The sequence below is a fragment of the Propionivibrio sp. genome (assembly GCF_047602565.1).
Classification (GTDB): domain Bacteria; phylum Pseudomonadota; class Gammaproteobacteria; order Burkholderiales; family Rhodocyclaceae; genus Propionivibrio.
On sequence record NZ_JASGGX010000001.1, the window covers coordinates 4,067,529 to 4,088,937 of the forward strand.

A 21,409-nucleotide genomic window follows, 5' to 3' on the forward strand; every position below is an offset into this window, starting at 1 on the left:
CTCCCCGGAGAAAAAATTCGATGACTGTCACCATCTTCCTGGCGTCCCTGTGCATCGCCATGTTCATCGGCATGCCGGTGGCGTTCGCCCTGCTCGTCTGCGGCGTGTCGCTGATGATCCACCTCAACTCGTTCGACGTGCAGATCCTGGCCCAGAACCTCGTGTCCGGCGCCGACAACTTCCCGCTGATGGCCATCCCGTTCTTCATGCTGGCCGGCGAGATCATGAACAAGGGCGGCATCTCGCAGCAGATCGTCAAGGTCGCCAACGCGCTCCTCGGGCACATCGAGGGCGGCCTGGGCTACGTCGCGATCATCGCCGCGCTGATCCTGGCCAGCATTTCCGGCTCGGCCGCCGCCGACAGCGCGGCGCTGGCCGCCGTGGTCATTCCGATGATGCGCAAGGCCAACTACAACGTCGGCCGCTCGGCCGGCCTGATCGCCGGCGCCGCCTGCATCGCGCCGATCCTGCCGCCGGCCATGCCGCTGGTGCTGTTCGGCGTCGCCGCCCAGCTCTCCATCACCAAGCTCTTCTTCACCGGCATCGTGCCCGGCCTGATCATGGCGCTGTCGCTGGTCATCACCTGGAAGCTGGTGGCGCGCAAGGACTTCGCCAACTCGCCCCGCACCAAGTTCGACCTGCCCGTCCTGCTCGCCGCCCTGCGCGAATCGGTGTGGGCGCTGACGCTGCCGTTCGTCATCATCGGCGGCATGAAGACCGGCATGTTCACCCCGACCGAAGCGGCGGTGGTGGCGTCCGTGGTGGCGCTGTTCGTCAGCGTCTTCATCTACCGCGGCATGAAGTTCAGCGATCTGCCGAAGATCCTGCTCGCCTCGGCCAAGACCGCCAGTTCGATCATGTTGATCGTCGCCGCGTCGATGGTTTCCGCCTGGCTGATCACCATCGCCGACATTCCGTCGCAGGTGACCGAGATGATGGCGCCGTTCATGGACAACCGGCTGCTGCTGATGGTCATCCTGATGATCCTCGTCTTCGCCGTCGGCACGGCGCTCGACCTGGCGCCGACCGTGCTGATCCTGACCCCGGTGCTGATGCCGCTGGTCAAGCAGGCCGGCATCGACCCGTACTACTTCGGCATCATGTTCATGATGAACAACGCCATCGGCCTGATCACCCCGCCGGTCGGCACGGTGCTCAACGTCGTCTCCAGCGTCGCGCGGGTCAATCTCGACACGGTGATCAAGGGCATGTTCCCGTTCCTGGTCGCCGAAACCGTGGTCATGTTCCTGCTGGTCGTCTTCCCGCAGTTCGTCACCGTTCCAGCACGCTGGTTCTACTGAAATCCCGTCGTCTCGGGTGTATTCCCAAAAAAGCAAGAAGCTCTTCCGTTTTCCGGATCAACGCCGCCCCATCTCATAAAGGAGAAGTCAAATGAAAATGCAGTTGAAAAGTGCCCTCGTCTCATCGCTGGTCGCGGCCGGCCTGACCCTGGCCTGCGCGCCGCTGCAGGCGCAGACCGTCCTGCGCTTCGCCTCGGAAGCCGCCCGCAGCGATCCCCAGACCGCCGGCGGCGAAAAGATGAACGAACTGCTCAAGGCCAAGACCGGCGGCGCGCTCGAAGTGAAAGTCTTCGCGGACAGCACGCTCGGCAACGCCCAGGCCGCGATCTCCAGCGCCAGGGGCGGCACCATCGACATCGTCATCTCGGGCTCCTCGAACTACACCGGCATCGTGCCCCTGCTCGGCGTGTTCGATATCCCGTTCATCTTCAAGGACACGCCGCACGCTTATCGCGTCCTCGACGGCCAGGTCGGCAAGGAGATCATGGACAAGCTCGAGGAATTCGGCCTCAAGGGCCTCGCCTACTGGGACACCGGCTGGCGCGAACTGACCAACTCCAAGCATCCGGTCAAGGTGCCCGCGGACGTCAAGGGGCTCAAGGTGCGTACCAACGGCAGCCCGGCGCACAACGAAACCTGGAAACTGCTCGGCGCCAATCCGGTGCCGATGCCGATCGGCGAGCTCTACACCGCGCTGGAAATGAAGACCGTGGACGCGCAGGAACAGTCGCTGGGGCTGCTCTACTCCGGCAAGTTCTATGAGGTCCAGAAGCACCTGAGCCTGACCAACCACGCCTACAGCGCGCTGCTGGTGGCGATGAACAAGGCCAAGTTCGACGCGCTGCCGCCGGCCCAGCAGAAGGCGGTCGTCGAGGCCGCCCGGGAGGCCGGCGCCTACCAGCGCCAGCTGAACAACGACAACATGGCCAAGATCATCGCCGACGTGAAGAAGGCCGGCCTGCAGGTCGTGGAGAACGTCGATCCGGCCCCGTTCCTGGAGATCACCAAGCCGGTCCGGCTGATGTTCACCTCGAAGTACGGCGGCGAAAACTTCATCAAGGCGATCGACGCCGAACGGGACGCCAAGTAAGCCGCCGTTTTCCGCCCACGCCGAAAGGCGTGGCGCTGCCCGGACATCCCTCGCCGCTGACGCGGCGGGGGATGTTTTCATGGAAGGCCGGAAACGCCGTGGAAAGGAGGCGTCAGGTCGAGAGCTTGCGCCCCAGCAGGTTTTCGACGGCCTCGATCTTGGAGCGCATGCGGCTGTTGTCGCCCTGCCGGTAATCGATCTTGATCTGCGCGCTGATGCGCGGACAGTCGGCTTCCAGCGCCGTGAAACAGTCCGTGACCACGGCCATCACCTCGGCCCATTCGCCCTCGATGATCGTGCCCATGGGCGTCAACTGGTAGGGCAGGCCGCTGCGGTCGATGATGTCCAGGATGCGCGCCACGTGGCGGCTCTTGCTTTCCCCCTGGGTCGACGGGGTCATGGAGAATTCGAGCAGGACCATGGTTCAGCCTCGATCGTTCGTTGCATGTCCGGCGGCCAGCGCGCGCGCCTGCGCCTCCAGGCCGACGGCGGCGGCCTGGGCGAGGAAGGCCTGCGCCTGGACCGGGTTGGCGGCATTGAACGCCTTGAAAGCGCGCCCCTCGTCGCCGAGCTTCAAGAGCGATGCCTTGAATTTCTCGCCGGGCATCCAGTCGCGCGACCACGTCAGCGCGTGCGCGCCGATGCTGCCGGCGCGCTTGCTGGTGCCGATGAGTTCGAAACCGGCGAAGAATTCGAGGTCTTCGCCGCTGACGCGGCATTCCTCCTCGGCCTGGGCGATCACCTCAGCCTCCGTCATCAGGGCCACGCGCCAGGCGACGGGTTCAGCGGCTTCGCTGCTGCTGCCGATCAGAATGTAATAGCTTGAATGGCTTGCGTTCATGTCGGTTTTCCTCCAACGGCGATGATACGAAACTTGTCGATTATCGTCCCGGCAGCGGGCTCAGTCGATTCGTGCGGCGGCTTCGGGGTAAAGGTCGGGCAGCAGGAATTGCAGCGCGTCGAGCGGAAAGGCGAAACGTACCGGGGCGACGTGTCCGGCGCTGGTGACGAGGCCGGTTTCAAGCAGACGGGAGAGCAGGCTGCGGGCGGTGCGCTCGCCCAGGCCGGTCATCTGCTGGAATTCGCCGCGCGGAGTGGGGCCGGCCAGGAAGAGGTGGTGCAGCGGCAGCACCGCCTCGGGGCGGATTTGCCTGTCTTGCGAGGCGCGGAAAGCGATCAGCGCCTGGATTCGGGTTTTCATTTCGTCCAGGTTGAACATGCGCGTCATGAAACCGACCTGGTCCTCGCAGACGCCGATGAACCATTCGCACCAGCGGCGCAATGCCTTTTCGCTGAGGTTGCCGCGTCCGTCCAGATCGCCTTGTCTCGGCGCATCGGCGGCGTCGAGGCGCTCGTAATACTCGTCCCGTTGGCGGGCTAGCCCGCGGCTGACCGACCAGAGACCGCGACTCAGCGACCATAGCGCGCAATGCGTCTGCAGGCGTGTGGCGCGGCCGTTACCGTCGACGAAGGGATGTATCCAGGCCATGCGCTGATGCGCCGAAGCGGCGATCAGCAGCGTGTCTTCGAGCTGTCCTGGCCGCGTGTAAACCTCGTCGAAGCGTTTGAGGAAAGCGCCCAGCGCTTCCGGAGGCGGCGGCTCGTGGCGGCCGACCGCGACCTGGACCGCCCTGAAGCGGCCCGGCTCGATGGCCTGGTTTTCCGCCGTCAGCCGGTCCGCGGCTTCGAGCCGGCCGTAAAGGGCGGCGTGCGCCTTCTGCACGAAAGCGGAGGAAAGCGGCGAGGTGCCTGGCGTGCCGTCTTCGCCGAGGAGTCCGGCCTCCAGTTCCTTTTCGGCCTCGATGTGCGCCAGTGCCACACGCTGAAGCCGGGCGACGTCGGGCCGGTCGGAAAAATCCCGATGCAGCGCGCGGCTGATGTTGCGCGGGTGGGTGCTTTGCCCCTCGATCCGGTTGGAGTAATAGGAATTCATCTCGCGGACCAGTTCGCACAGGCTGGCGATGGTGTCCGGGTGCACCGAGGCGGTCAGTTTGAGCGATTGCTCGATCACGGCGCGGGAACGCGCACGCAGCGGTTCGAGATTGAACTGCGGCAGCAGAGGCTCGAACTGGTGCGCTTGCGTGTACTGCGACAGCGGCGTCCGTTGCATGATTTTTGCCGGTTGTTTTTCCGGTTCACATGAAGATGTGACTAATCATACTCCATTGAATAAAAAAAATTTATAGATAAATATCGGCAGGGTTATCCAGAAAACTACGGTGATATTTGCCGGTTATTTTTCCGGTGCTCTCGGACGATCAACGTTTCAACTTGGCGAACGCCGCCGCCATCGCGCCGGTCGGTTCCGGCTGGCGCGCCTGCTGCTGGCGGGCCTTGCTGCTGACCGGCGCGCCGCCCTTCTTCATGCCGGCGGGCGCGGCGTCGTCGGTCAGGCGCATGGTCAGGGCGATGCGGCTGCGCGGCAGGTCGACCTCCAGCACCTTGACCCGGACCACGTCGCCGGCCTTGACCACTTCGCGCGGGTCCTTGACGAACTTGTTGGAGAGCGCCGAGATGTGCACCAGGCCGTCCTGGTGTACGCCGATGTCGACGAAGGCGCCGAAGTTGGCGACGTTGGTGACCACGCCTTCGAGGAGCATGCCCGGCTGCAGGTCCTTCATGTCCTCGACGCCGTCCTTGAACACCGCGGTCTTGAACTCAGGACGCGGGTCGCGGCCGGGTTTTTCGAGTTCCTTGAGGATGTCCTGCACGGTCGGCAGGCCGAACTTCTCGTCGGTGTATTTCGACGGCTGCAGCGATCTGACGAGACGCGCGTCGCCGATCACGTCCTTGATGCCCTTCCTGATGTCGGCCAGGATGCGCTCGACCAGCGGATAGGCTTCCGGGTGCACGGCCGAGGCGTCGAGCGGGTTGTCGCCGTCGTTGATGCGCAGGAAGCCGGCGGCCTGCTCGAAGGTCTTTTCGCCGAGGCGCGGCACGTCGAGCAGCGCCTTGCGGTCGCGGAAGGCGCCGTGCTTGTCGCGGTGGCTCACGATGTTGGCGGCGAGCGTGCCGTTCAGGCCGGAAACGCGGGTGAGCAGCGGCGCCGAGGCGGTGTTGACGTCCACGCCGACGGCGTTCACGCAGTCCTCGACCACGGCGTCGAGCGCGCGCGCCAGCCGGGTCTGGCTGACGTCGTGCTGGTACTGGCCGACGCCGATCGATTTCGGCTCGATCTTCACCAGTTCGGCGAGCGGGTCCTGCAAGCGGCGGGCGATCGAGACGGCGCCGCGCAGGCTGACGTCGAGCTCCGGGAATTCGCGCGCGGCGTATTCCGAGGCCGAATAGACCGAGGCGCCGGCTTCCGAGACGACGATCTTGGTCAGCCGCAGCTCCGGCACCATTTTTATGAGATCGGCCGCCAGCTTGTCGGTCTCGCGCGAGGCGGTGCCGTTGCCGATGCTGACCAGATCGACGTTGTGCTTCTTCGCCAGCACCGCAAGGGTATGCAGCGCGCCGTCCCAGTCGCGGCGCGGCTCGTGCGGGTAAATGGTGGCGGTGTCGAGCAGCTTGCCGGTGGCGTCGACGACGGCGACCTTGCAGCCGGTGCGGATGCCGGGGTCGATGCCCATCGTCGCGCGCGGGCCGGCCGGCGCGGCGAGCAGCAGGTCGTGCAGGTTGGTGCCGAAGACGCGGATCGCTTCCTCCTCGGCGCGTTCGCGCAGGGCGTTCATCAGGTCCAGTTCGAGGTGCATGAACACCTTGATGCGCCACGTCCAGCGCACGGTGTCGGCCAGCCACTTGTCGGCCGGGCGGCCCTGGTCGGCGATGCCGAAATGCCTGGCGATGCGCGCTTCGCACGGGTTGTGGCCGGCCGGCCTGTTCGCTTCGTCGAGCTCCGAATCGAGCACCAGCGCGACTTGCAGCGCGCCTTCGTTGCGCCCGCGGAAGAGGGCGAGCGCGCGGTGCGACGGGATGGCGCCGAGCGGCTCGGAGTAGTCGAAATAGTCGCGGAACTTGGCGCCCTCGGTTTCCTTGCCTGCGACCACGGTCGATTTGACGACGCCGTGCTCGTCGAGGTATTCGCGCAGCTTGCCGAGCAGCGCGGCGTCTTCCGAGAACTGCTCCATCAGGATCTGCCGCGCGCCGTCGAGCACGGCCTTCACATCGCCGAAGCCGGCATCGGCGTTGAGATACTTCTCCGCTTCGTCTTCCGGTTTCAGCATCGGATCGGCGAGCAGCGCCTCGGCGAGCGGCGCGAGGCCGGCCTCGCGGGCGATCTGCGCCTTGGTGCGGCGCTTGGGCTTGTACGGCAGGTAGAGGTCTTCCAGGCCCTGCTTGGTCTCGGCGGCGTCGATCTGGGCGGCGAGCTCCGGCGTCAGCTTCCCTTGCTCCCCGATCGAGGCGAGGATCGCAGCGCGCCGCTCCTCCAGTTCGCGCAGGTAGGTCAGGCGCTCGTCGAGCGTGCGCAGCTGCGTGTCGTCGAGCCCGCCGGTGGCTTCCTTGCGGTAGCGGGCGACGAAGGGCACCGTGGCGCCCTCGTCGAGCAGGCCGACGGCGGCGGCGACCTGGGGCAGGGCGCAGCCGATTTCCTCGGCGATTTTCCGGGTGATGCGAAGTTCAGCGGCGGATGCCATCGGCGTTTATTTTCCTGCGAAAAAGGGCGAACAGTACAAAATCGGGTGCGAAAACTCAAGTCTCGACGCGCGTGTTGCGGGGCCGGGGGGATTCGGGTTAAATGCCCGGATCGCCTTATCGGCACGCCTTGACCCGGGGGAAAACATGAAAATCGACATCGACCGCTTCGGCCTGAAAAACGTCCAGGTGGATCCCGACACGCTGTTCACCTTTCCCGAGGGCCTGGCGGGATTCGAGCGCTGCAAGCGTTTCAAGCTGTTCCACGAGGAAGGCGGTGGCACGGTGTTCTGGCTGCAGGCGGTCGACGACGCCGAGGTGATGTTCCCCATCGTCGCGCCCGAGGCGCTCGACATCGCGTATGAGATCGAGCTGTCCGACGAGGATTGCGCGCTGGTCGGGATGGCGGACGCGCAGGATGTGGCGGTCGTCGTCATCGTCTACCGCGATGCGGCGGAGGGTGGCCGCATCGCCGCCAACACGCGCTCCCCGGTGATCCTCAACCTCAAGACGCGCCTGGGCATGCAGAAGATCCTGCGGGAAATCCATCCGAGCCTGTTGTACCGGGCGCGTTAGGCTTCGGCGCGCGGGGCCGGCTCGGCGCCGTAGCCGCGCGCGTAGGCCACCGCCTCCTGGATCGCCTGCTTGAGGACGGGGTTGGCGGGGTAGTTCCAGTAGCTGGCATGCAAGGGCAGCGGCGCGAGCGTCAACGTCGTCGCCAGGACGCGGATGCGGTTGATCGGTTCGAGCCGTTCGGCCACGCTCCGCGGCAGCGTGGCGACGCCGAAGCCGCTGCCGGCGAGCAGGGCGAGCGCGGAGATCGACGACACGGCGTGCACGTGCTTGTCGTAGACGCCCGCCGCGTGCAGCGCGTTGATCAGGCTGAGGTGCGGATGCGAGCCGCGCTGGAAGGTCATGATCTCCTGGCGCAGCAAGGCGTCGAGTTCGAGCGGGGCCGGTCCCGCCAGCGTTTCCGCGCCGACGAAGACCATCTCGAACGGTTCCAGCGTTTCGTTGATGAGGCCTTCCTCCTGGGCCGGCAGCGCCGAGAAGACGAGATCGAGCGAGCCGCGCCGGACCTGTTCGACGAGGTTCGGGCTGGTTTCGACCGTGAGCTCGAAATTGATCGGCGGAAAGGATCGCTTGAGGGCGTCAACCATCGGGATCAGCCACGTGTGCAGGACGCTCTCGATGGCGCCGACGCGCAGCGAGAACGGCTGCTGATCCGGCGTGCCGAGTTCGTTGCGCATCTCGCGCTGGATGGTGAGGAATCGTTCGGCATAGTCCATGAAGCGCTCGCCGGCGTCGCTCAGGCGGAAGTGCGGGTTGCGCCGGTTGATCAGCTCGACGCCGAGTTCGCTTTCCAGCGCGGCGATCCGGTTCGATACCGCGGACTGCGTCAGGCACAGTTTCTCGGCGGCGCGGGTGACGCTTTTGAGCCGGACGACCCAGATGAAAGCTTCGACGAATTTCAGGTTCATGCGCGCGTCCTCCCCAGATTCGGAACAGTGCCGCCATCGAAAAAACCGATGGCGGCACAACGAAATATAGCGTTTGTCTCACCCCGCGTCGCGCTCCATTATGACGGCAGTTTGGTTTCCGCCAGGGAGATTTCCGATGAGTTCCTCTTGCCGCCCGGTTCCGGACGTCCCGGACCAGCCCGCCTTTGCCAGCGCCTACGAGGCGCGCCAGGCCATTCGCCGCGGCGAATGGGTCCGTCATACCAGCGGCCTCGCGCCGCGCAACGCGCAGGGCAACCTGGTGATCCTGCCGGAAAAGCTGGCCACCGACTTTCTCCGCTTCTGCCAGCGCAATCCGAAGCCCTGTCCCCTGCTGGCGGTGTCCGAGCCGGGCGACCCGTTCCTGCCGACGCTCGGCCGGGACGTCAACATCCGCCACGACGTGCCGCTCTATCGCGTCTGGCGGGACGGCCGTATGGTCGAGGAGGTGACGGATATCGCCTCCTTGTGGCGCCCCGACCTCGTGAGTTTCTTGCTCGGCTGTTCGTTCTCGTTCGAGCACGCCCTAATCGATGCGGGCATCGAGCTGCGCCACGTCACGCAGGGGAGGAACGTGGCCATGTACCGGACCAGCATCCAGACGGTTCCGGCGGGGCCGTTCCACGGTCCGATGGTGGTGTCGATGCGGCCGATGACGGCCGCCAACGCGATCCGCGCCGTGCAGATCACCGCCCGCGTGCCGGCCGTGCACGGCGCGCCGGTGCACCTGGGCGATCCCGCGCTGATCGGCATCGCGGATATCGGCAAGCCCGATTTCGGCGACCCGGTCGACATTCTTCCCGGCGAGCTGCCGGTCTTCTGGGCCTGCGGCGTGACGCCGCAGGCGGTGGTGATGGCGGCCGCGCCGGAGTTCTGCATCACGCACGCGCCCGGCTACATGCTGATCACCGATCTGCTCAACAGCGATCTGGCGCTCGCGTAGCTCGCTGGCATCGGCGCGCGCCGATGCATGCATCCTGAACACCTAGATTCGACGACGAACTACCCGCTGTCGGTACGTTCGAGCGCTTCACCGCCCGGCTGGGCGAAGGGGACGGCGCACGCCGCCTTGCCGCCGTGTTCGCCGTGCTTGTCCGTTTTTTCCAGGTCCATTCATAAAAAAGGGGGGTGCAACGTGTGGCTCAGAGAGACTAACAGTGACGAAAGAAAGACCTTGTTCGCGGCGTTCATGGGGTATGCCGTCGATGCGTTCGACTACATGGTCTATACCTTCCTCATTCCGACCCTGCTCGTGCTGTGGGGCATGACCAAGGTGCAGGCCGGCTACATCGCCACCGGCGCGCTGATCACCTCGGCGATCGGCGGCTGGGCCGGCGGCATCCTGGCGGACAAGTACGGGCGCGTCCGGGTGCTGCAGCTGACCGTGCTCTGGTTTTCGATCTTCACGTTCTTCAGCGGCTTCACCCATTCCTTCGAGCAGCTCTTCTTCACGCGCGCCATGCAGGGACTGGGATTCGGCGCCGAATGGTCGGTCGGCTCGGTGCTGGTCGCCGAAATGATCCAGGCGCGCCATCGCGGCAAGGCCGTCGGCCTGGTGCAGAGCAGCTGGGCGATCGGCTGGGGCGTCTCGGCCATCGCCTTCTGGGCGGTCTACGCGCTGTTCGATCAGGAAATCGCCTGGCGCGTGCTGTTCTGGCTGGGCATCCTGCCCGCCCTGCTGATTCTCTACATCCGCCGCAACATCAAGGACCCGGAGGTCTATCACAGCACGCGCGCACGCATGAAGGAAGAGGGGGACGCGGGCAGCTTCCTCGAAATCTTCTCGCCGAAAATGCTCGGCGTGACGGTGCGCGCCAGCCTGCTGGCGACGGGAATGCAGGGTGCCTACTATTCCGTGACCACCTGGCTGCCGACCTTCCTCAAGACCGAACGCGGTCTTTCCGTGCTGGGGACGAGCGGTTATCTGCTGGTGCTGATCACCGGTTCCTTCGTCGGCTACCTGACCAGCGCGTATCTGTCGGATCATCTCGGGCGCCGCAAGTGCTTCATTCTCTTCGCGGCGTGCGCCGGCCTGCTGGTCGTCGCGTACACGCACATCCCGGTCACCGACCAGATGATGCTGGCGCTCGGCTTTCCGCTCGGTTTTTTCCTGTCCGGCATTTTCTCGGGGATGGGCGCCTTCCTGAGCGAACTGTATCCAAGCCGCATGCGTGGTTCCGGGCAGGGGTTCAGCTACAATTTCGGCCGTGCGGTGGGCTCGATCTTCCCCGCGATCGTCGGCTACCTGGGGAGCACCATGAGCCTGGGACTGGCCATCGGCTACATGGCGGGCGGTGCCTACCTGCTGGTCATCGTGAGCGCGCTCTCGCTGCCTGAAACGCGGGGGCGCGAGCTGAGCCACGATTGAGGTGGCAGCCCGCTTCCGGCAAACTTGAGATTCATGAAAACGACGACTCCCCCCAATGCGCCACGGCTGCTGCCGCTCGGCGATACCGCCTGGACGGTCGAATTCGGCGACCGCATCGATCCGGAAACCAACGGCCGGGTGCTCGGCCTGCTCGATGCGGTCGAGCGGGCGAGGGACGAGGAGGCGTTCGCCGGCATCGTCAACGTGGTCCCGACCTTCCGCTCGCTGACCGTGCACTACGACCCGTTCGTCTGCGACGGCGAGCGCCTGGGCCGGGCTTTGTTCGCCCTCGCGGAGGCGTCCGGCGCGGCCAGCCGGGAGGGGCGGCGCTGGCGCCTCCCGGTCTGCTTCGACGGCGATCTCGCGCCGGACCTGGACGACCTGGCGCAGGCCAAGGGACTGACGCGCGATGGGGTGATCGAATTGCTGACGGATGCGACCTTCCGGGTGTACATGATCGGCTTCATGCCCGGCTTTCCGTACATGGGCGGCTTGCCCGCGGCGCTGGAGATGCCGCGCCTGTCCTCGCCGAGGAAGGCCGTGCCGGCGCGTTCGCTGGCGGTCGCCGGGGCGATGTGCGCGGTCTATCCGTGGGAAAGCCCCGGCGGCTGGCGGCTGCTCGGGCGCACGCCGATCCCGATGTTCTCGCTGCGCGACGCGGTTTCGCCGTCGCTGCTGGCGCCCGGCGACCGGGTGAACTGGCGCGCCGTCGAGCGGGCGGAGTTCGTCGAGATGGAAGCCGCGGCGCTCGCCGATGGGATTCCACGCGATAGCCTACTTTGCCAGGACGAACGATCATGAACGGGCTCATCGAAGTGGTCGACGCGGGCGTCGCCAACAGCATCCAGGATCTCGGCCGGGTCGGCTACCGGCACATGGGCATCGCCGTTTCGGGATGCCTGGACCCGCTTCTCGCGCGCTGCGCCAACGCGCTGGTCGGCAATCCGCCCGATTGCGCCTGCATCGAAGCGCGCGCCGCCGGGCCGGCGCTGGCCGTCCGGCAGGGCCGGGTGCGCGTGGCGCTGGCCGGCGCGATGAGCGCCACGCTGGTCCGCGCCGACGGCAGCGAATGCGAGGTCCGGCCGTGGCGCAGCTTCTCGCTCGATCCGGGAGAAGAACTGCGCTGCGGCTTCGTGAGCGGCGGGACGGCCTGCGTGGCGGTTTCGGGTGGATTTGCCATCCCGCCGCAGCTGGGCAGCCGCTCGACCTATCAGCGCGCCGGAATCGGCAGTCCGCTCGCTTTCGGCCTGCAAATCCCCTGCGCCGGCCTGAAGCTCCGGGGCTGCCATGAATTCTTCGCCGAGCCGTGGACGCATGACGAAGGCCCTATCCGCGTCCGGCTCGGGCCGCAGGACGATCACTTCAAGCCCGAGGCGCTCGCCGCTTTCCTGGACGGCGAGTACGCGGTGACGGCCGAGAGCGACCGCATGGGCATGCGCCTCGCCGGCGCGCCGCTCGCGCATCGCGCGCCGGCGGCGGCCGACATCGTTTCGGACGGCGTGACGCCCGGCGCGATCCAGGTGCCGGGTAACGGGCAGCCGATCGTCCTCTTGGCCGACTGCCAGACGGTGGGCGGCTATCCGAAGATCGCCACGGTGATCTCCGCCGACCTGCCGCGCCTCGCGCAGATGCGGCCGGGGCAGGCGATCCGTTTCCGGGCGGTCGACGCGGGCGCGGCGCGGCAGGTCTTGCAGGCGCTGGAAACGCGCTGGAAGTGGTGGGCGTACGGCATCGTCTACGGCGTGCCGGGCGCGGCGGTCAACACGGATTGGCGGGCCGGCTGGCCGCTGTATCAGGATGGTTGGTGCCAGGATGAATGAGGAGAGAGCGATGGCGAAACGATTGAATCTCAACGCGGACCTCGGCGAGAGCTTCGGGCCGTGGAAAATGGGCAGCGATGCGGCGATGCTGCGCATCGTCAATTCGGCCAACGTGGCGTGCGGCTATCACGCCGGCGATCCGCCGGTGATGCTGAAGACCGTGGCCCTGGCCCGCGACAACGGCGTCAGCGTCGGCGCGCATCCGGGCTTCCCTGACCTGCAGGGTTTCGGCCGGCGGCGCATGGACATCCCGGCGGACGAGCTGGAGGCCATGCTGATCTGCCAGATCGGCGCGCTCGACGCCTGCGCCCGGGCGCAGGGGCTGCGCGTCACGCACGTCAAGCCGCACGGCGCGCTGTCCAACATCGCCTGCGCCGAGCGCAAGGTGGCGGATGTGGTGGCGCGGGCCGTGCAGCGGCTCGATCCCACGCTGATCCTGCTGGCCCCGGCCGCGTCGCAGATGGTGCTGGCCGGGCGCGAGCGCGGCCTGCCGGTGGTCGAGGAAATCTTCGCCGACCGCGCCTACCTGGACGACGGCAACCTGGTGCCGCGCAGCCAGCCGGGCGCGATGGTCCACGGCGCCGAGGCCAGCCTCGCGCACGTCATGCGCATGGTCGAGGAGCAGGCGCTGGTGTCGATCAACGGCAAGCGCATCCCGGTCGAGCCGCAGAGCATCTGCGTGCACGGCGACAACGCCGAGGCGGTGGCGACGGCGCAGGCGCTGCGCGACGGATTGACCCGGGCCGGCTACCTGCTGGCCACGATCCCGGACTTGAGCGATCCAGTCGTGGACTAGGCACCAAAAAACCCCACGCGCGCGCGGCGCCTCACAGACTTGGTGCGGCCGGCGCAGGGCATCACCAAAAAACAGCCTTGATTTCGTGGGGGAGGCGGACGTTCGTTCCGCGTTTTACATTTATACGTCATTTCAGCGTTGGCACGATGCTTGCTCGACTCCTGGCGCAGGTCGGGTGGGTCGGCATCGATGGCTCGCTTCCCGGCCGCGCGGCAGGGCGGATGATTCCGCCCACGCGATTCCCGTTCATTTTGAGGAGGTCGGTGGAAATGAGGATGCGAAAGATTGGAGCGGCCGTGTCGACGGTCCTGGTGTTGACGTGCGGACTGTGGAAGTCCGCCTGGGCGCAAGAGGAAATCAAGATCGGCGCGATCTATCCGCTGACCGGCGCGGCCGCTTCGACCGGGCTGGAGATGAAGAACGCGCTCGAACTGGCGGCCGACATGATCAACAACGGCGCCAAGGGTATCAACATCCCGCTGGCGGCCGGCGGCGGCCTGCCGAACCTGAAGAACGCCAAGATCAAGCTGATCTTCGCCGACCACCAGGGCAATCCGCAGGTCGGCGCGACCGAGGCCGAGCGCCTGATCACCCAGGAAAAGGTGGTGGCCGTGATCGGCGCCTACTTCAGCAACGTCACCGCGACGGCCAGCCAGGTCGCCGAACGCTACGGTGTTCCCTTCCTCAATCCCGAATCCTCGTCCGCGATGCTCACGCAGAGGAACTTCAAATGGTTCTTCCGCACCACACCGCACGATGACCTGTTCGTGCAAAACTTCTTCGAGTTCCTGAAGGACGTCGAGGCCAAGAAGGGGATCAAGCCCAAGCGCATCGCGCTGATGAACGAGAACACGCTGTGGGGCGTGGAGACCACCAAGCTTGAGGACAAGCTGGCCAAGGAGAAGGGTTACAACATCGTCGAGAAGATTTCCTACCCGGCCAAGAGCACGCAGCTGACCTCCGAGGTGCAGCGCCTGAAGGCGTCCAACGCCGACCTAGTGATGCAGTCCTCGTATCTCGGCGACGCCATCCTGTCGATGAAGACCTACAAGGAGCAGGGCTTCATGCCGGAGGCCATCCTGGCCAACAACGCGGGATTCAACGATTCGGAGTTTCTCAAGACGCTGGGCAAGGACGGCAACTTCATCCTCTCGCGCGAGGTATGGGCGCTCGACCTGACCAGCCGCAATCCGCTGATCAAGCAGGTCAACGACCTGTATTCGCAGAAGTACAAGGTGAACTTCAACGGCAACTCGGCGCGCTCGTTCACCGGCTTGTTCACCCTGGCCGACGCGATCAACCGCGCCAAGGCCACGGAGCCAGAGGCGGTGCGCAAGGCGCTGAGCGAGACCGACATCCCGGGTAGCCAACTGATCATGCCCTGGAGTGGCGTCAAGTTCGACGCGACCGGCCAGAACACGCTGGGCTCGGGAATCATCGTGCAGGTCCAGGATGGCAAGTACGTGACCGTATGGCCGCTGTCGATCGCCAGCAAGGAAATCATCTGGCCGATGCCCGCCTGGGATAAACGGTGAAACGCGGCGCCAACCGGCGTTGACCCTGGCCCGGCGGGCAGCAGTGCGCCCGCGGCCCGGCCTTCCAACTTTCGACGGTGACGACGATGAGCGGAGAAATTCTTCTGCAAACAGTATTGTCCGGGGTACTGATCGGCTTGATCTACGCCCTGGTCGCGGTCGGACTGACGATGATCTACGGCGTCATGGACATCGTCAATTTCGCCCACGGCGAATTCCTGATGTTCGGCATGTATTCGAGTTTCTGGCTGTTCGCGCTGTACGCGCTCGACCCGCTGGCGACGCTTCCCCTGACCATCCTGCTGCTGTTCGCCCTGGGCATCGGCGTGTATCAGACGGTCATCCGGCGCATCGTCAATGCGCCGATGCTGTCCCAGATCTTCTCGACCTTCGGCTTGATGATCCTCTTCCGCGGCATCGCTCAGTTCTTGTGGAAGCCGGACTTCCGCACAGTCGAAAACTCGCTGGTCTCGGGCAAGATAGTGCTTTTCGGGCTGCACTTCGGCGTGCCGCAGGTGGCCGCCGGCGCCGGTGCGATCCTGGCGACCGGCGCCGTGTGGTGGTTCATCAACCGCACCCGCCTGGGCGCCGCGCTGGAGGCGACGGCGCAGGACAAGGAAGCGGCCCAGCTGATGGGCATCCCTTCGCACCGGATGTTCGCGCTGGCCTGGGGCATCGGCGCGGCGTGCGCCGGCGTCGCCGGCGTACTGCTGTCGACCTTCTTCCCGATCTTTCCCGAAGTCGGCGCGACCTTCATCCTGATCGCTTTCGTGGTCGTCGCGCTCGGCGGCTTCGGCAGCGTCACCGGGGCCTTCTCGGCGGGCATCATCGTCGGCGTGGTGGAGGTGCTGGGCGGTTTCCTGATCGGCCCGGAATACAAGTTGGCGATCGTCCTGGGACTCTTCCTGCTGGTGCTGCTGCTGCGTCCGCAGGGTCTGATGGGGAGAGCATGATGATCAATCGCCACTCAGCGGGAATCGCCGCCGCCTTGGCTCTGGCCTGCCTCCTGCCGTTCCTCGTCACCAGCCCGGCGCACCAAAACTTTCTGATCCTGATCATGATGTTCGCGCAGATCGGCGTGGCCTGGAACATCCTCGGCGGCTACGCCGGCCAGGTGTCTCTCGGCCATGCCGCCTTCTTCGGCATCGGCGCGTACACCTCGACGATGCTGCTTATCCATACCGGCCTGAGTCCGTGGCTCGGCATGCTGATCGGCGGAGCGCTGGCATCGGCGTTCTCCGTGCTGATCGGCTGGCCGTGCTTCCGCCTCAAGGGACACTATTTCTCGATGGCGACCATCGCCGTGGCCGAGATTCTGCAGGTGCTGTTCACCAACTGGGAGAGCGTCGGCGGCGCCGTCGGGCTCTACGTGCCGCTGCAGCGACAAGGCTGGTGGGCGATGGTGTTCAATACCTCCAAGCTGCCCTACTACTACATCGCGCTGGGCCTGCTGGCGGTGACGCTGCTGGCCTGCTGGGCAATCGAGCGGAGCTTTCTCGGCTACTACTTCCGGGCCATCAAGGATGAGCCCGAGGCGGCGCGCAGCCTGGGTATCGGACTGACGCGCTACAAGCTGGTGGCGATCGCCATCTCCAGTTTCTTCACCGCGCTCGGCGGTTCGCTCTACGCGCAGAAGGAACTGTTCATCGATCCAGGCTCGGTGCTGACCACCTCGCTTTCCATCAAGATGGCGCTGGTGACCATTCTCGGCGGCGTCGGCAGCCTGCTCGGCCCGGCGGTCGGCTCCGCGGTGCTCACCGGCATCGAGGAGACCACACGGCAGGTCTTCGGCGGCAGCGGCCAGGGCACCGATCTGATCCTCTATGCCTTGATCATCATAGGCGTCGCCGTCTATTACCCCGCCGGCATCATGGGCTGGGTCGGCCGGTCCAGGCGCCGGAGGGCGAAAGTGGAAAATACCGGGGTACAGCCATGAGCGGCCGCCTGCTGGTAGTCAGACAATCTGGGCAAGCGCTTCGGCGGCCTGGCGGCCAACGAGGGCATTTCGTTCGAACTCGACGCGGGCCAGATCGTCGGCCTGATCGGACCGAACGGCGCCGGCAAGACGACGCTGTTCAACTGTATCGCCGGCTTCTTTCCGCCTTCCGAGGGTAGCATCCGCTTCCTCGGCCGCGACGTCACCGGAGCCACCGCCGAGGAGATGGCCCGCCTCGGCGTGGCGCGGACCTTCCAGATCGTGCGCAGCTTCGGCTCGATGACGGTGACCGAGAACATCATGGTCGGCGCGATGCTGCGCACCAAGCACGTCGCCGCGGCCAGGGCGCGCGCGCGCGAAATGCTGGCGTTCTGCGGGCTCGGGTCGCGCGCCGAAGTCGCCGCGTCCAGCCTGACCGTCGCCGAGCAGCGGCGGCTGGAGGTGGCACGCGCGCTGGCCAGTGAACCCCGGCTGCTGCTGCTCGACGAAACCATGGCCGGACTGACCCCGTCCGAAGTGCAGGAAGCGGTCCGCCTGGTCAGGGAAATCCAGTCCCGCGGCGTCGCCTGCCTGGTCGTCGAACACGTCATGGAAGGCATCATGCCGATCGCCGACCACATGGTCGTCCTTGATTACGGGCGCAAGATCGCCGAGGGGACGCCGGTGGAAATCAGCCGTAATCCCGCCGTTTTGGCGGCCTACCTTGGGGAATGAGATGTTGTCGCTGCAGAGCATCGCCATACGCTACAACAACGTGCCGGCCGTGCACGACGTCAGCCTGGAGGTCAACGCCGGGGAGATCGTCGCGCTGGTCGGCGGCAACGGCAACGGCAAGTCCTCGACGCTGCGCGCGATCGCCGGGCTGAGCCCGCTGGCCGCCGGCCGGATCGTGTTTGACGGGGAAGACGTGTCGGCCGTACCGGCCCACCGCCGGACGCGGATCGGGCTATCGCTGGTGCCCGAGGGCCGACGCCTGTTCCCCCGGCTCAGCGTCGAAAAAAACCTGCGGCTCGGTGCGTTTACGCGCACCGATCCGGTCGAGGTCGAGCAGTCGCTGGACTACGCGTTCGAGCTTTTTCCCATCCTCAAGGAGCGCCGCCAGCAGATCGCTGGCACCCTGAGCGGCGGCCAGCAGCAGATGTTGGCGATCGGGCGCGGGTTGATGGGCAAGCCCCGCCTGCTGATGCTCGACGAACCGTCGTGGGGCATCGCGCCGAAGCTGGTGACCAAGATTCTGGACACCATCCAGCAGGTCAACGCCAATGGATTGACCATCCTGCTGGTCGAACAGAACGTCAAGCGCGCGCTCGAAATCGCCAGCCGCGGCTACGTCCTGCAGACCGGGCGCATCGCGCTGGCCGGAAGCGGCGAGGAACTGCTCGGCAACCCGGATATCCAGAAGGCCTACCTCGGAATCTGAGGCGGCTTCCGCTTCTTCCTCCCGGAACCTCGGCCCGCCATCGCCGGTCCGATGGACTCGGGGCCGAGAATGGCGGCAGGATGAACGCATGCGCCGGAACAGGCTGCCGTCTCGCCGCTCCGTCCGACGTGTTTGCATCAGAGGCTTTCAGATGATCCGGACGATACGCATTCTCCTGTTCACGGCGCTGCTCTGTCTCGGCCCGCCGTTCGCCGCGCGGGCGCAGGATGCCGCGCCGTTCCGCGTGGTGACCGTCGCGGACGGGCTTGAGCATCCGTGGAGCCTGGCCTTCCTGCCGGACGGCCGGATGCTGGTCACCGAGCGCCCCGGCCGCCTGCGCCTGGTCTCGGCCGACGGCCGCCTCGATCCGCGGCCGCTGGCCGGGGTGCCCAAGGTGGCCGCCGTGGGGCAGGGCGGCCTGCTCGACGTGGCGCTGCACCCGCAGTTCGCCAGGAACGGCTGGATCTACCTGTCCTACGCGGCGCAGGGGGAAGGCGGCTACGGCACCGAGGTGCTGCGCGCCCGCCTCGACGGGCACGCCCTGCGCGACGCCAGGGTGATCTTCTCGATGCGGCCGAAGACGACCACCAGCCATCACTTCGGCTCACGGCTGGTGTTCGACAGGCAGGGATACCTGTACATCACGCTCGGCGACCGGGGCGAGATGGCGCGCGCGCAGCGCCTCGACGACCATGCCGGATCGGTGATCCGCCTGCACGACGACGGCCGGGTGCCGGCGGACAATCCCTTCGTCGCGGTGCCCGGCGCGCTGCCGGAAAAGTTCACGCTCGGCAACCGCAACGTGCAGGGCGCCGCGCTGCATCCGCGCACCGGCGAGGTGTGGATTCACGAGCACGGCCCGCAGGGCGGCGACGAAATCAACATCGTCCGCGCCGGCACCAACTACGGCTGGCCGGTGATCACCTACGGCCGCAACTACGTCACCGGCACGCGCATCGGCGAGGGCACGGAGAAGCCCGGCATGGCGCAGCCGCTGTGGCACTGGACGCCGTCGATCGCGCCGTCGGGCATGGCCTTCTACGAGGGCGACAAGTTCCCGGCGTGGCGCGGCAACCTGTTCGTCGGCGCCCTGCGCGACGAACTGCTGGTCCGCCTGGAGCTCGACGGCGACCGCGTCGTGCGCGAGGAGCGCCTGCTGGAGAAGCAGATCGGCCGCATCCGCGACGTGCGCGCCGGGCCGGACGGCTTCCTCTACCTGCTCACCGACGAGGCGCGCGGACGCCTGGCGCGCCTCGAACCGGAGGCAGGCGCGGCGCGTTGAGGCGGCGCCACGCCTGCCTCCGCCGGCGCGCAACCGCTATCATGCGCTGCGGGTACACGTTTTTCAGGGAGCGGATCACGGCATGATCAGGAACAATCTGAACGACCTGCTGGCGCGCATCCAGGCGCTGCAGGAAGACATCGAGGAGGAATACCGCCGGGCGCGCGAGGAGCTGCAGGAGCGGCAGGCCCGGCTGGCCGAGGAGTTCCTGCGCCAGCAGAAGCGCTACCGCGTCGGGCTGCTGCGTTTCCTGGCGCGCAGCAGCCTGCCCGCCATCCTGACGGCGCCGGTCATCTACGCGGGCTGGATTCCCTTCCTGCTGATGGACTTGTTCGTCACGGTCTACCAGGCCGTCTGCTTCCCGGTCTACCGCATCCCGAAGGTGAAGCGTTCCGACTACCTCGTCTTCGACCGGGAAGACCTGCCCTACCTCAACGCCATCGAGAAGTTCAACTGCTTCTATTGCTCCTACGGCAACGGCGTCGCCGCCTACACCCGCGAGGTGGCGGCGCGCACCGAGCAGTACTGGTGTCCGATCAAGCACGCGCGGCGGATCAAGGCCGCGCACGACCGCTATCCGCTCTTTTTCGACCACGGCGACGCGGAGGCCTTCCGGCAGGGGCTGAACCGGCTGCGGCGGCAGTACGACGACACGGACCAGGGTGCGGAAGGACGGCGATGAGCCGCATCCAGCGCTATCGCGACAACCTGCAGGACGAAATCGACGGCGCGGCGCTCTACGCGGCGCTGTCCGACTTCGAGCGCGATCCGGCGCGGCGCGGCCTTTACCGGCAGCTCGCGCAGGCGGAGAGCGAGCATGCCGGCCTGTGGCGCGACAAGCTGGCGGCCGCGGGGATCGGCGACTTTCCCAAGGAGCCGTCGACGAAGACGCGCCTCCTGATCTGGCTGGCGCGCCACCTGGGGCCGGGCTTCGTCCTGCCCGCCGTGGCCGCGGCCGAGTACGCGGACCGCGACAAGTACGCCGCGCAGCCCGACGCCGCCGCGCTGTCCGCCGACGAACGCAGCCACGCCGCGGTGATCCGCGCCGCCGCCGGTCGCGGCGGGCCGGCCGGCGGCGCCATCGCACGCGCCGAGCGCTGGCACCGCGGGGCCTCGGGCAACGAACTGCGCGCCGCCGTGCTGGGGGTGAACGACGGCCTGGTTTCCAACTTCTGCCTGGTCATGGGCGTCGCCGGCGCGGGCGCGGCGGCGGGCACGGTGCTGCTCACCGGGCTGGCCGGACTGGTCGCCGGGGCGCTGTCGATGGCGCTCGGCGAATGGCTGTCGGTGACCAACGCCCGCGAGCTGGCGCGCACCCAGATCGACCGGGAGGCGGAGGAGATCGAGCAGACGCCGGAGGCGGAAAGGAAGGAACTGGCGCTGATCTACCAGGCCAAGGGCATCGAGCGCGAACAGGCCTGGCTGATCGCCTCGAAGGTCATGGAAAACCGCGGCAGCGCGCTGGAAACCCTGGCGCGCGAGGAACTCGGCATCGATCCGGCGGAACTCGGCGGCAATCCCTGGAGCGCCGCCGGCGTGTCGCTGCTGCTCTTCGCCCTCGGCGCGATCCTGCCGGTGCTGCCCTTCCTGTGGCTGGACGCGGCGGCCGTCGCCGCCAGCGCGGCGCTCGGCCTGCTCGGGCTGGCCGCCGTGGGCATGGTCACCTCGCTGTTCAACGGGCGCGGACCTGTTTACTCGGCGATCCGCCAGATGGCCTTCGGCGGCGCGGCGGCGGCGATCACCTTCGGCGTCGGCGCCCTGTTCGGGACGACGGTTTCCTGAGGCGG

At 66.7% G+C, this 21,409-nt stretch carries 21 protein-coding genes; 16 read left to right on the forward strand and 5 right to left on the reverse strand.

The genetic code is table 11. The annotated features are described in order from the left end of the window. Positions 1 to 20: 20 nt before the first annotated feature. Both QM701_RS19205 and QM701_RS19210 read left to right on the forward strand, forming a co-directional pair. Positions 21 to 1,301, forward strand: a complete 1,281-nt coding sequence (locus tag QM701_RS19205; protein WP_415168602.1) for a TRAP transporter large permease subunit — start codon at positions 21 to 23, stop codon at positions 1,299 to 1,301. A gap of 91 nt (positions 1,302 to 1,392) precedes the next feature. Further along, the gene (locus tag QM701_RS19210; RefSeq protein ID WP_415168603.1) at positions 1,393 to 2,391 is read left to right on the forward strand and encodes a TRAP transporter substrate-binding protein; all 999 of its coding nucleotides are present in this window, start codon (positions 1,393 to 1,395) and stop codon (positions 2,389 to 2,391) included. Positions 2,392 to 2,503: 112 nt separating this feature from the next. Here QM701_RS19210 and QM701_RS19215 read toward each other — a convergent pair whose 3' ends face one another. The 4 genes from QM701_RS19215 to QM701_RS19230 all read right to left on the reverse strand — a co-directional run bounded on the left by QM701_RS19215 (position 2,504) and on the right by QM701_RS19230 (position 6,968). After that, a complete protein-coding gene (locus tag QM701_RS19215) occupies positions 2,504 to 2,812 on the reverse strand; it encodes an MTH1187 family thiamine-binding protein (protein WP_415168604.1) in 309 nt (102 codons plus the stop codon). 3 nt (positions 2,813 to 2,815) lie between these two features. Next, positions 2,816 to 3,232, reverse strand: coding sequence for a hypothetical protein (locus QM701_RS19220; RefSeq protein WP_415168605.1), 417 nt, complete (start codon positions 3,230 to 3,232; stop codon positions 2,816 to 2,818). Between the two features lie 60 nt (positions 3,233 to 3,292). Beyond that, positions 3,293 to 4,501: a Fic family protein gene (locus QM701_RS19225; RefSeq protein WP_415168606.1), complete on the reverse strand. Its 1,209-nt coding sequence runs from the start codon at positions 4,499 to 4,501 to the stop codon at positions 3,293 to 3,295. A 148-nt stretch (positions 4,502 to 4,649) separates the two neighbouring features. After that, positions 4,650 to 6,968, reverse strand: coding sequence for a Tex family protein (locus tag QM701_RS19230; protein ID WP_415168607.1), 2,319 nt, complete (start codon positions 6,966 to 6,968; stop codon positions 4,650 to 4,652). A gap of 145 nt (positions 6,969 to 7,113) precedes the next feature. On the opposite strand from QM701_RS19230, the gene fliW reads away from it, so the two are divergent. Beyond that, positions 7,114 to 7,542 (forward strand): flagellar assembly protein FliW, encoded by a 429-nt coding sequence (fliW, locus tag QM701_RS19235; RefSeq protein ID WP_415168608.1) that lies wholly within the window; start codon positions 7,114 to 7,116, stop codon positions 7,540 to 7,542. On the opposite strand, the gene QM701_RS19240 is transcribed toward fliW, so the two are convergent. Continuing rightward, complete coding sequence (locus QM701_RS19240; RefSeq protein WP_415168609.1) at positions 7,539 to 8,447, reverse strand: LysR family transcriptional regulator; 909 nt, start codon at positions 8,445 to 8,447, stop codon at positions 7,539 to 7,541. The two genes, fliW and QM701_RS19240, sit on opposite strands and share 4 nt — an antisense overlap. A gap of 136 nt (positions 8,448 to 8,583) precedes the next feature. Between QM701_RS19240 and QM701_RS19245 the strand changes: the two genes are divergently transcribed. From QM701_RS19245 to QM701_RS19305, 13 genes are all read left to right on the forward strand, one after another. After that, complete coding sequence (locus tag QM701_RS19245) at positions 8,584 to 9,408, forward strand: putative hydro-lyase (protein WP_415168610.1); 825 nt, start codon at positions 8,584 to 8,586, stop codon at positions 9,406 to 9,408. Positions 9,409 to 9,639: 231 nt separating this feature from the next. Then, positions 9,640 to 10,833 (forward strand): MFS transporter, encoded by a 1,194-nt coding sequence (locus QM701_RS19250; protein ID WP_415168611.1) that lies wholly within the window; start codon positions 9,640 to 9,642, stop codon positions 10,831 to 10,833. A gap of 33 nt (positions 10,834 to 10,866) precedes the next feature. Further along, a complete protein-coding gene (gene pxpB / locus QM701_RS19255) occupies positions 10,867 to 11,634 on the forward strand; it encodes a 5-oxoprolinase subunit PxpB (protein WP_415168612.1) in 768 nt (255 codons plus the stop codon). Further along, positions 11,631 to 12,653: a biotin-dependent carboxyltransferase family protein gene (locus tag QM701_RS19260; RefSeq protein WP_415168613.1), complete on the forward strand. Its 1,023-nt coding sequence runs from the start codon at positions 11,631 to 11,633 to the stop codon at positions 12,651 to 12,653. The genes pxpB and QM701_RS19260 overlap by 4 nt, the downstream gene beginning before the upstream one ends. 10 nt (positions 12,654 to 12,663) lie before the next feature. After that, positions 12,664 to 13,449, forward strand: coding sequence for a LamB/YcsF family protein (locus QM701_RS19265; protein ID WP_415168614.1), 786 nt, complete (start codon positions 12,664 to 12,666; stop codon positions 13,447 to 13,449). Positions 13,450 to 13,724: 275 nt separating this feature from the next. Beyond that, entirely contained in the window at positions 13,725 to 14,984 is a 1,260-nt protein-coding gene (locus QM701_RS19270; protein ID WP_415168615.1) for an ABC transporter substrate-binding protein, read from the forward strand. 86 nt (positions 14,985 to 15,070) lie between these two features. Further along, positions 15,071 to 15,937, forward strand: coding sequence for a branched-chain amino acid ABC transporter permease (locus QM701_RS19275; protein ID WP_415168616.1), 867 nt, complete (start codon positions 15,071 to 15,073; stop codon positions 15,935 to 15,937). After that, positions 15,934 to 16,920, forward strand: coding sequence for a branched-chain amino acid ABC transporter permease (locus QM701_RS19280; RefSeq protein WP_415168617.1), 987 nt, complete (start codon positions 15,934 to 15,936; stop codon positions 16,918 to 16,920). The genes QM701_RS19275 and QM701_RS19280 overlap by 4 nt, the downstream gene beginning before the upstream one ends. Before the next feature lie 66 nt (positions 16,921 to 16,986). Continuing rightward, positions 16,987 to 17,634 (forward strand): ABC transporter ATP-binding protein, encoded by a 648-nt coding sequence (locus QM701_RS19285; RefSeq protein WP_415169434.1) that lies wholly within the window; start codon positions 16,987 to 16,989, stop codon positions 17,632 to 17,634. A gap of 1 nt (position 17,635) precedes the next feature. Next, positions 17,636 to 18,340, forward strand: coding sequence for an ABC transporter ATP-binding protein (locus QM701_RS19290; protein WP_415168618.1), 705 nt, complete (start codon positions 17,636 to 17,638; stop codon positions 18,338 to 18,340). A gap of 151 nt (positions 18,341 to 18,491) precedes the next feature. Next, positions 18,492 to 19,622 carry a PQQ-dependent sugar dehydrogenase gene (locus tag QM701_RS19295; protein ID WP_415168619.1) on the forward strand — a complete coding sequence of 377 codons (1,131 nt, stop codon included), beginning with the start codon at positions 18,492 to 18,494 and terminating at the stop codon, positions 19,620 to 19,622. A gap of 82 nt (positions 19,623 to 19,704) precedes the next feature. Then, positions 19,705 to 20,304, forward strand: a complete 600-nt coding sequence (locus tag QM701_RS19300; protein WP_415168620.1) for a hypothetical protein — start codon at positions 19,705 to 19,707, stop codon at positions 20,302 to 20,304. Continuing rightward, the gene (locus QM701_RS19305; protein WP_415168621.1) at positions 20,301 to 21,404 is read left to right on the forward strand and encodes a VIT1/CCC1 transporter family protein; all 1,104 of its coding nucleotides are present in this window, start codon (positions 20,301 to 20,303) and stop codon (positions 21,402 to 21,404) included. Before QM701_RS19300 ends, QM701_RS19305 begins: the two co-directional genes overlap by 4 nt. The last annotated feature ends 5 nt before the right edge of the window (positions 21,405 to 21,409 follow it).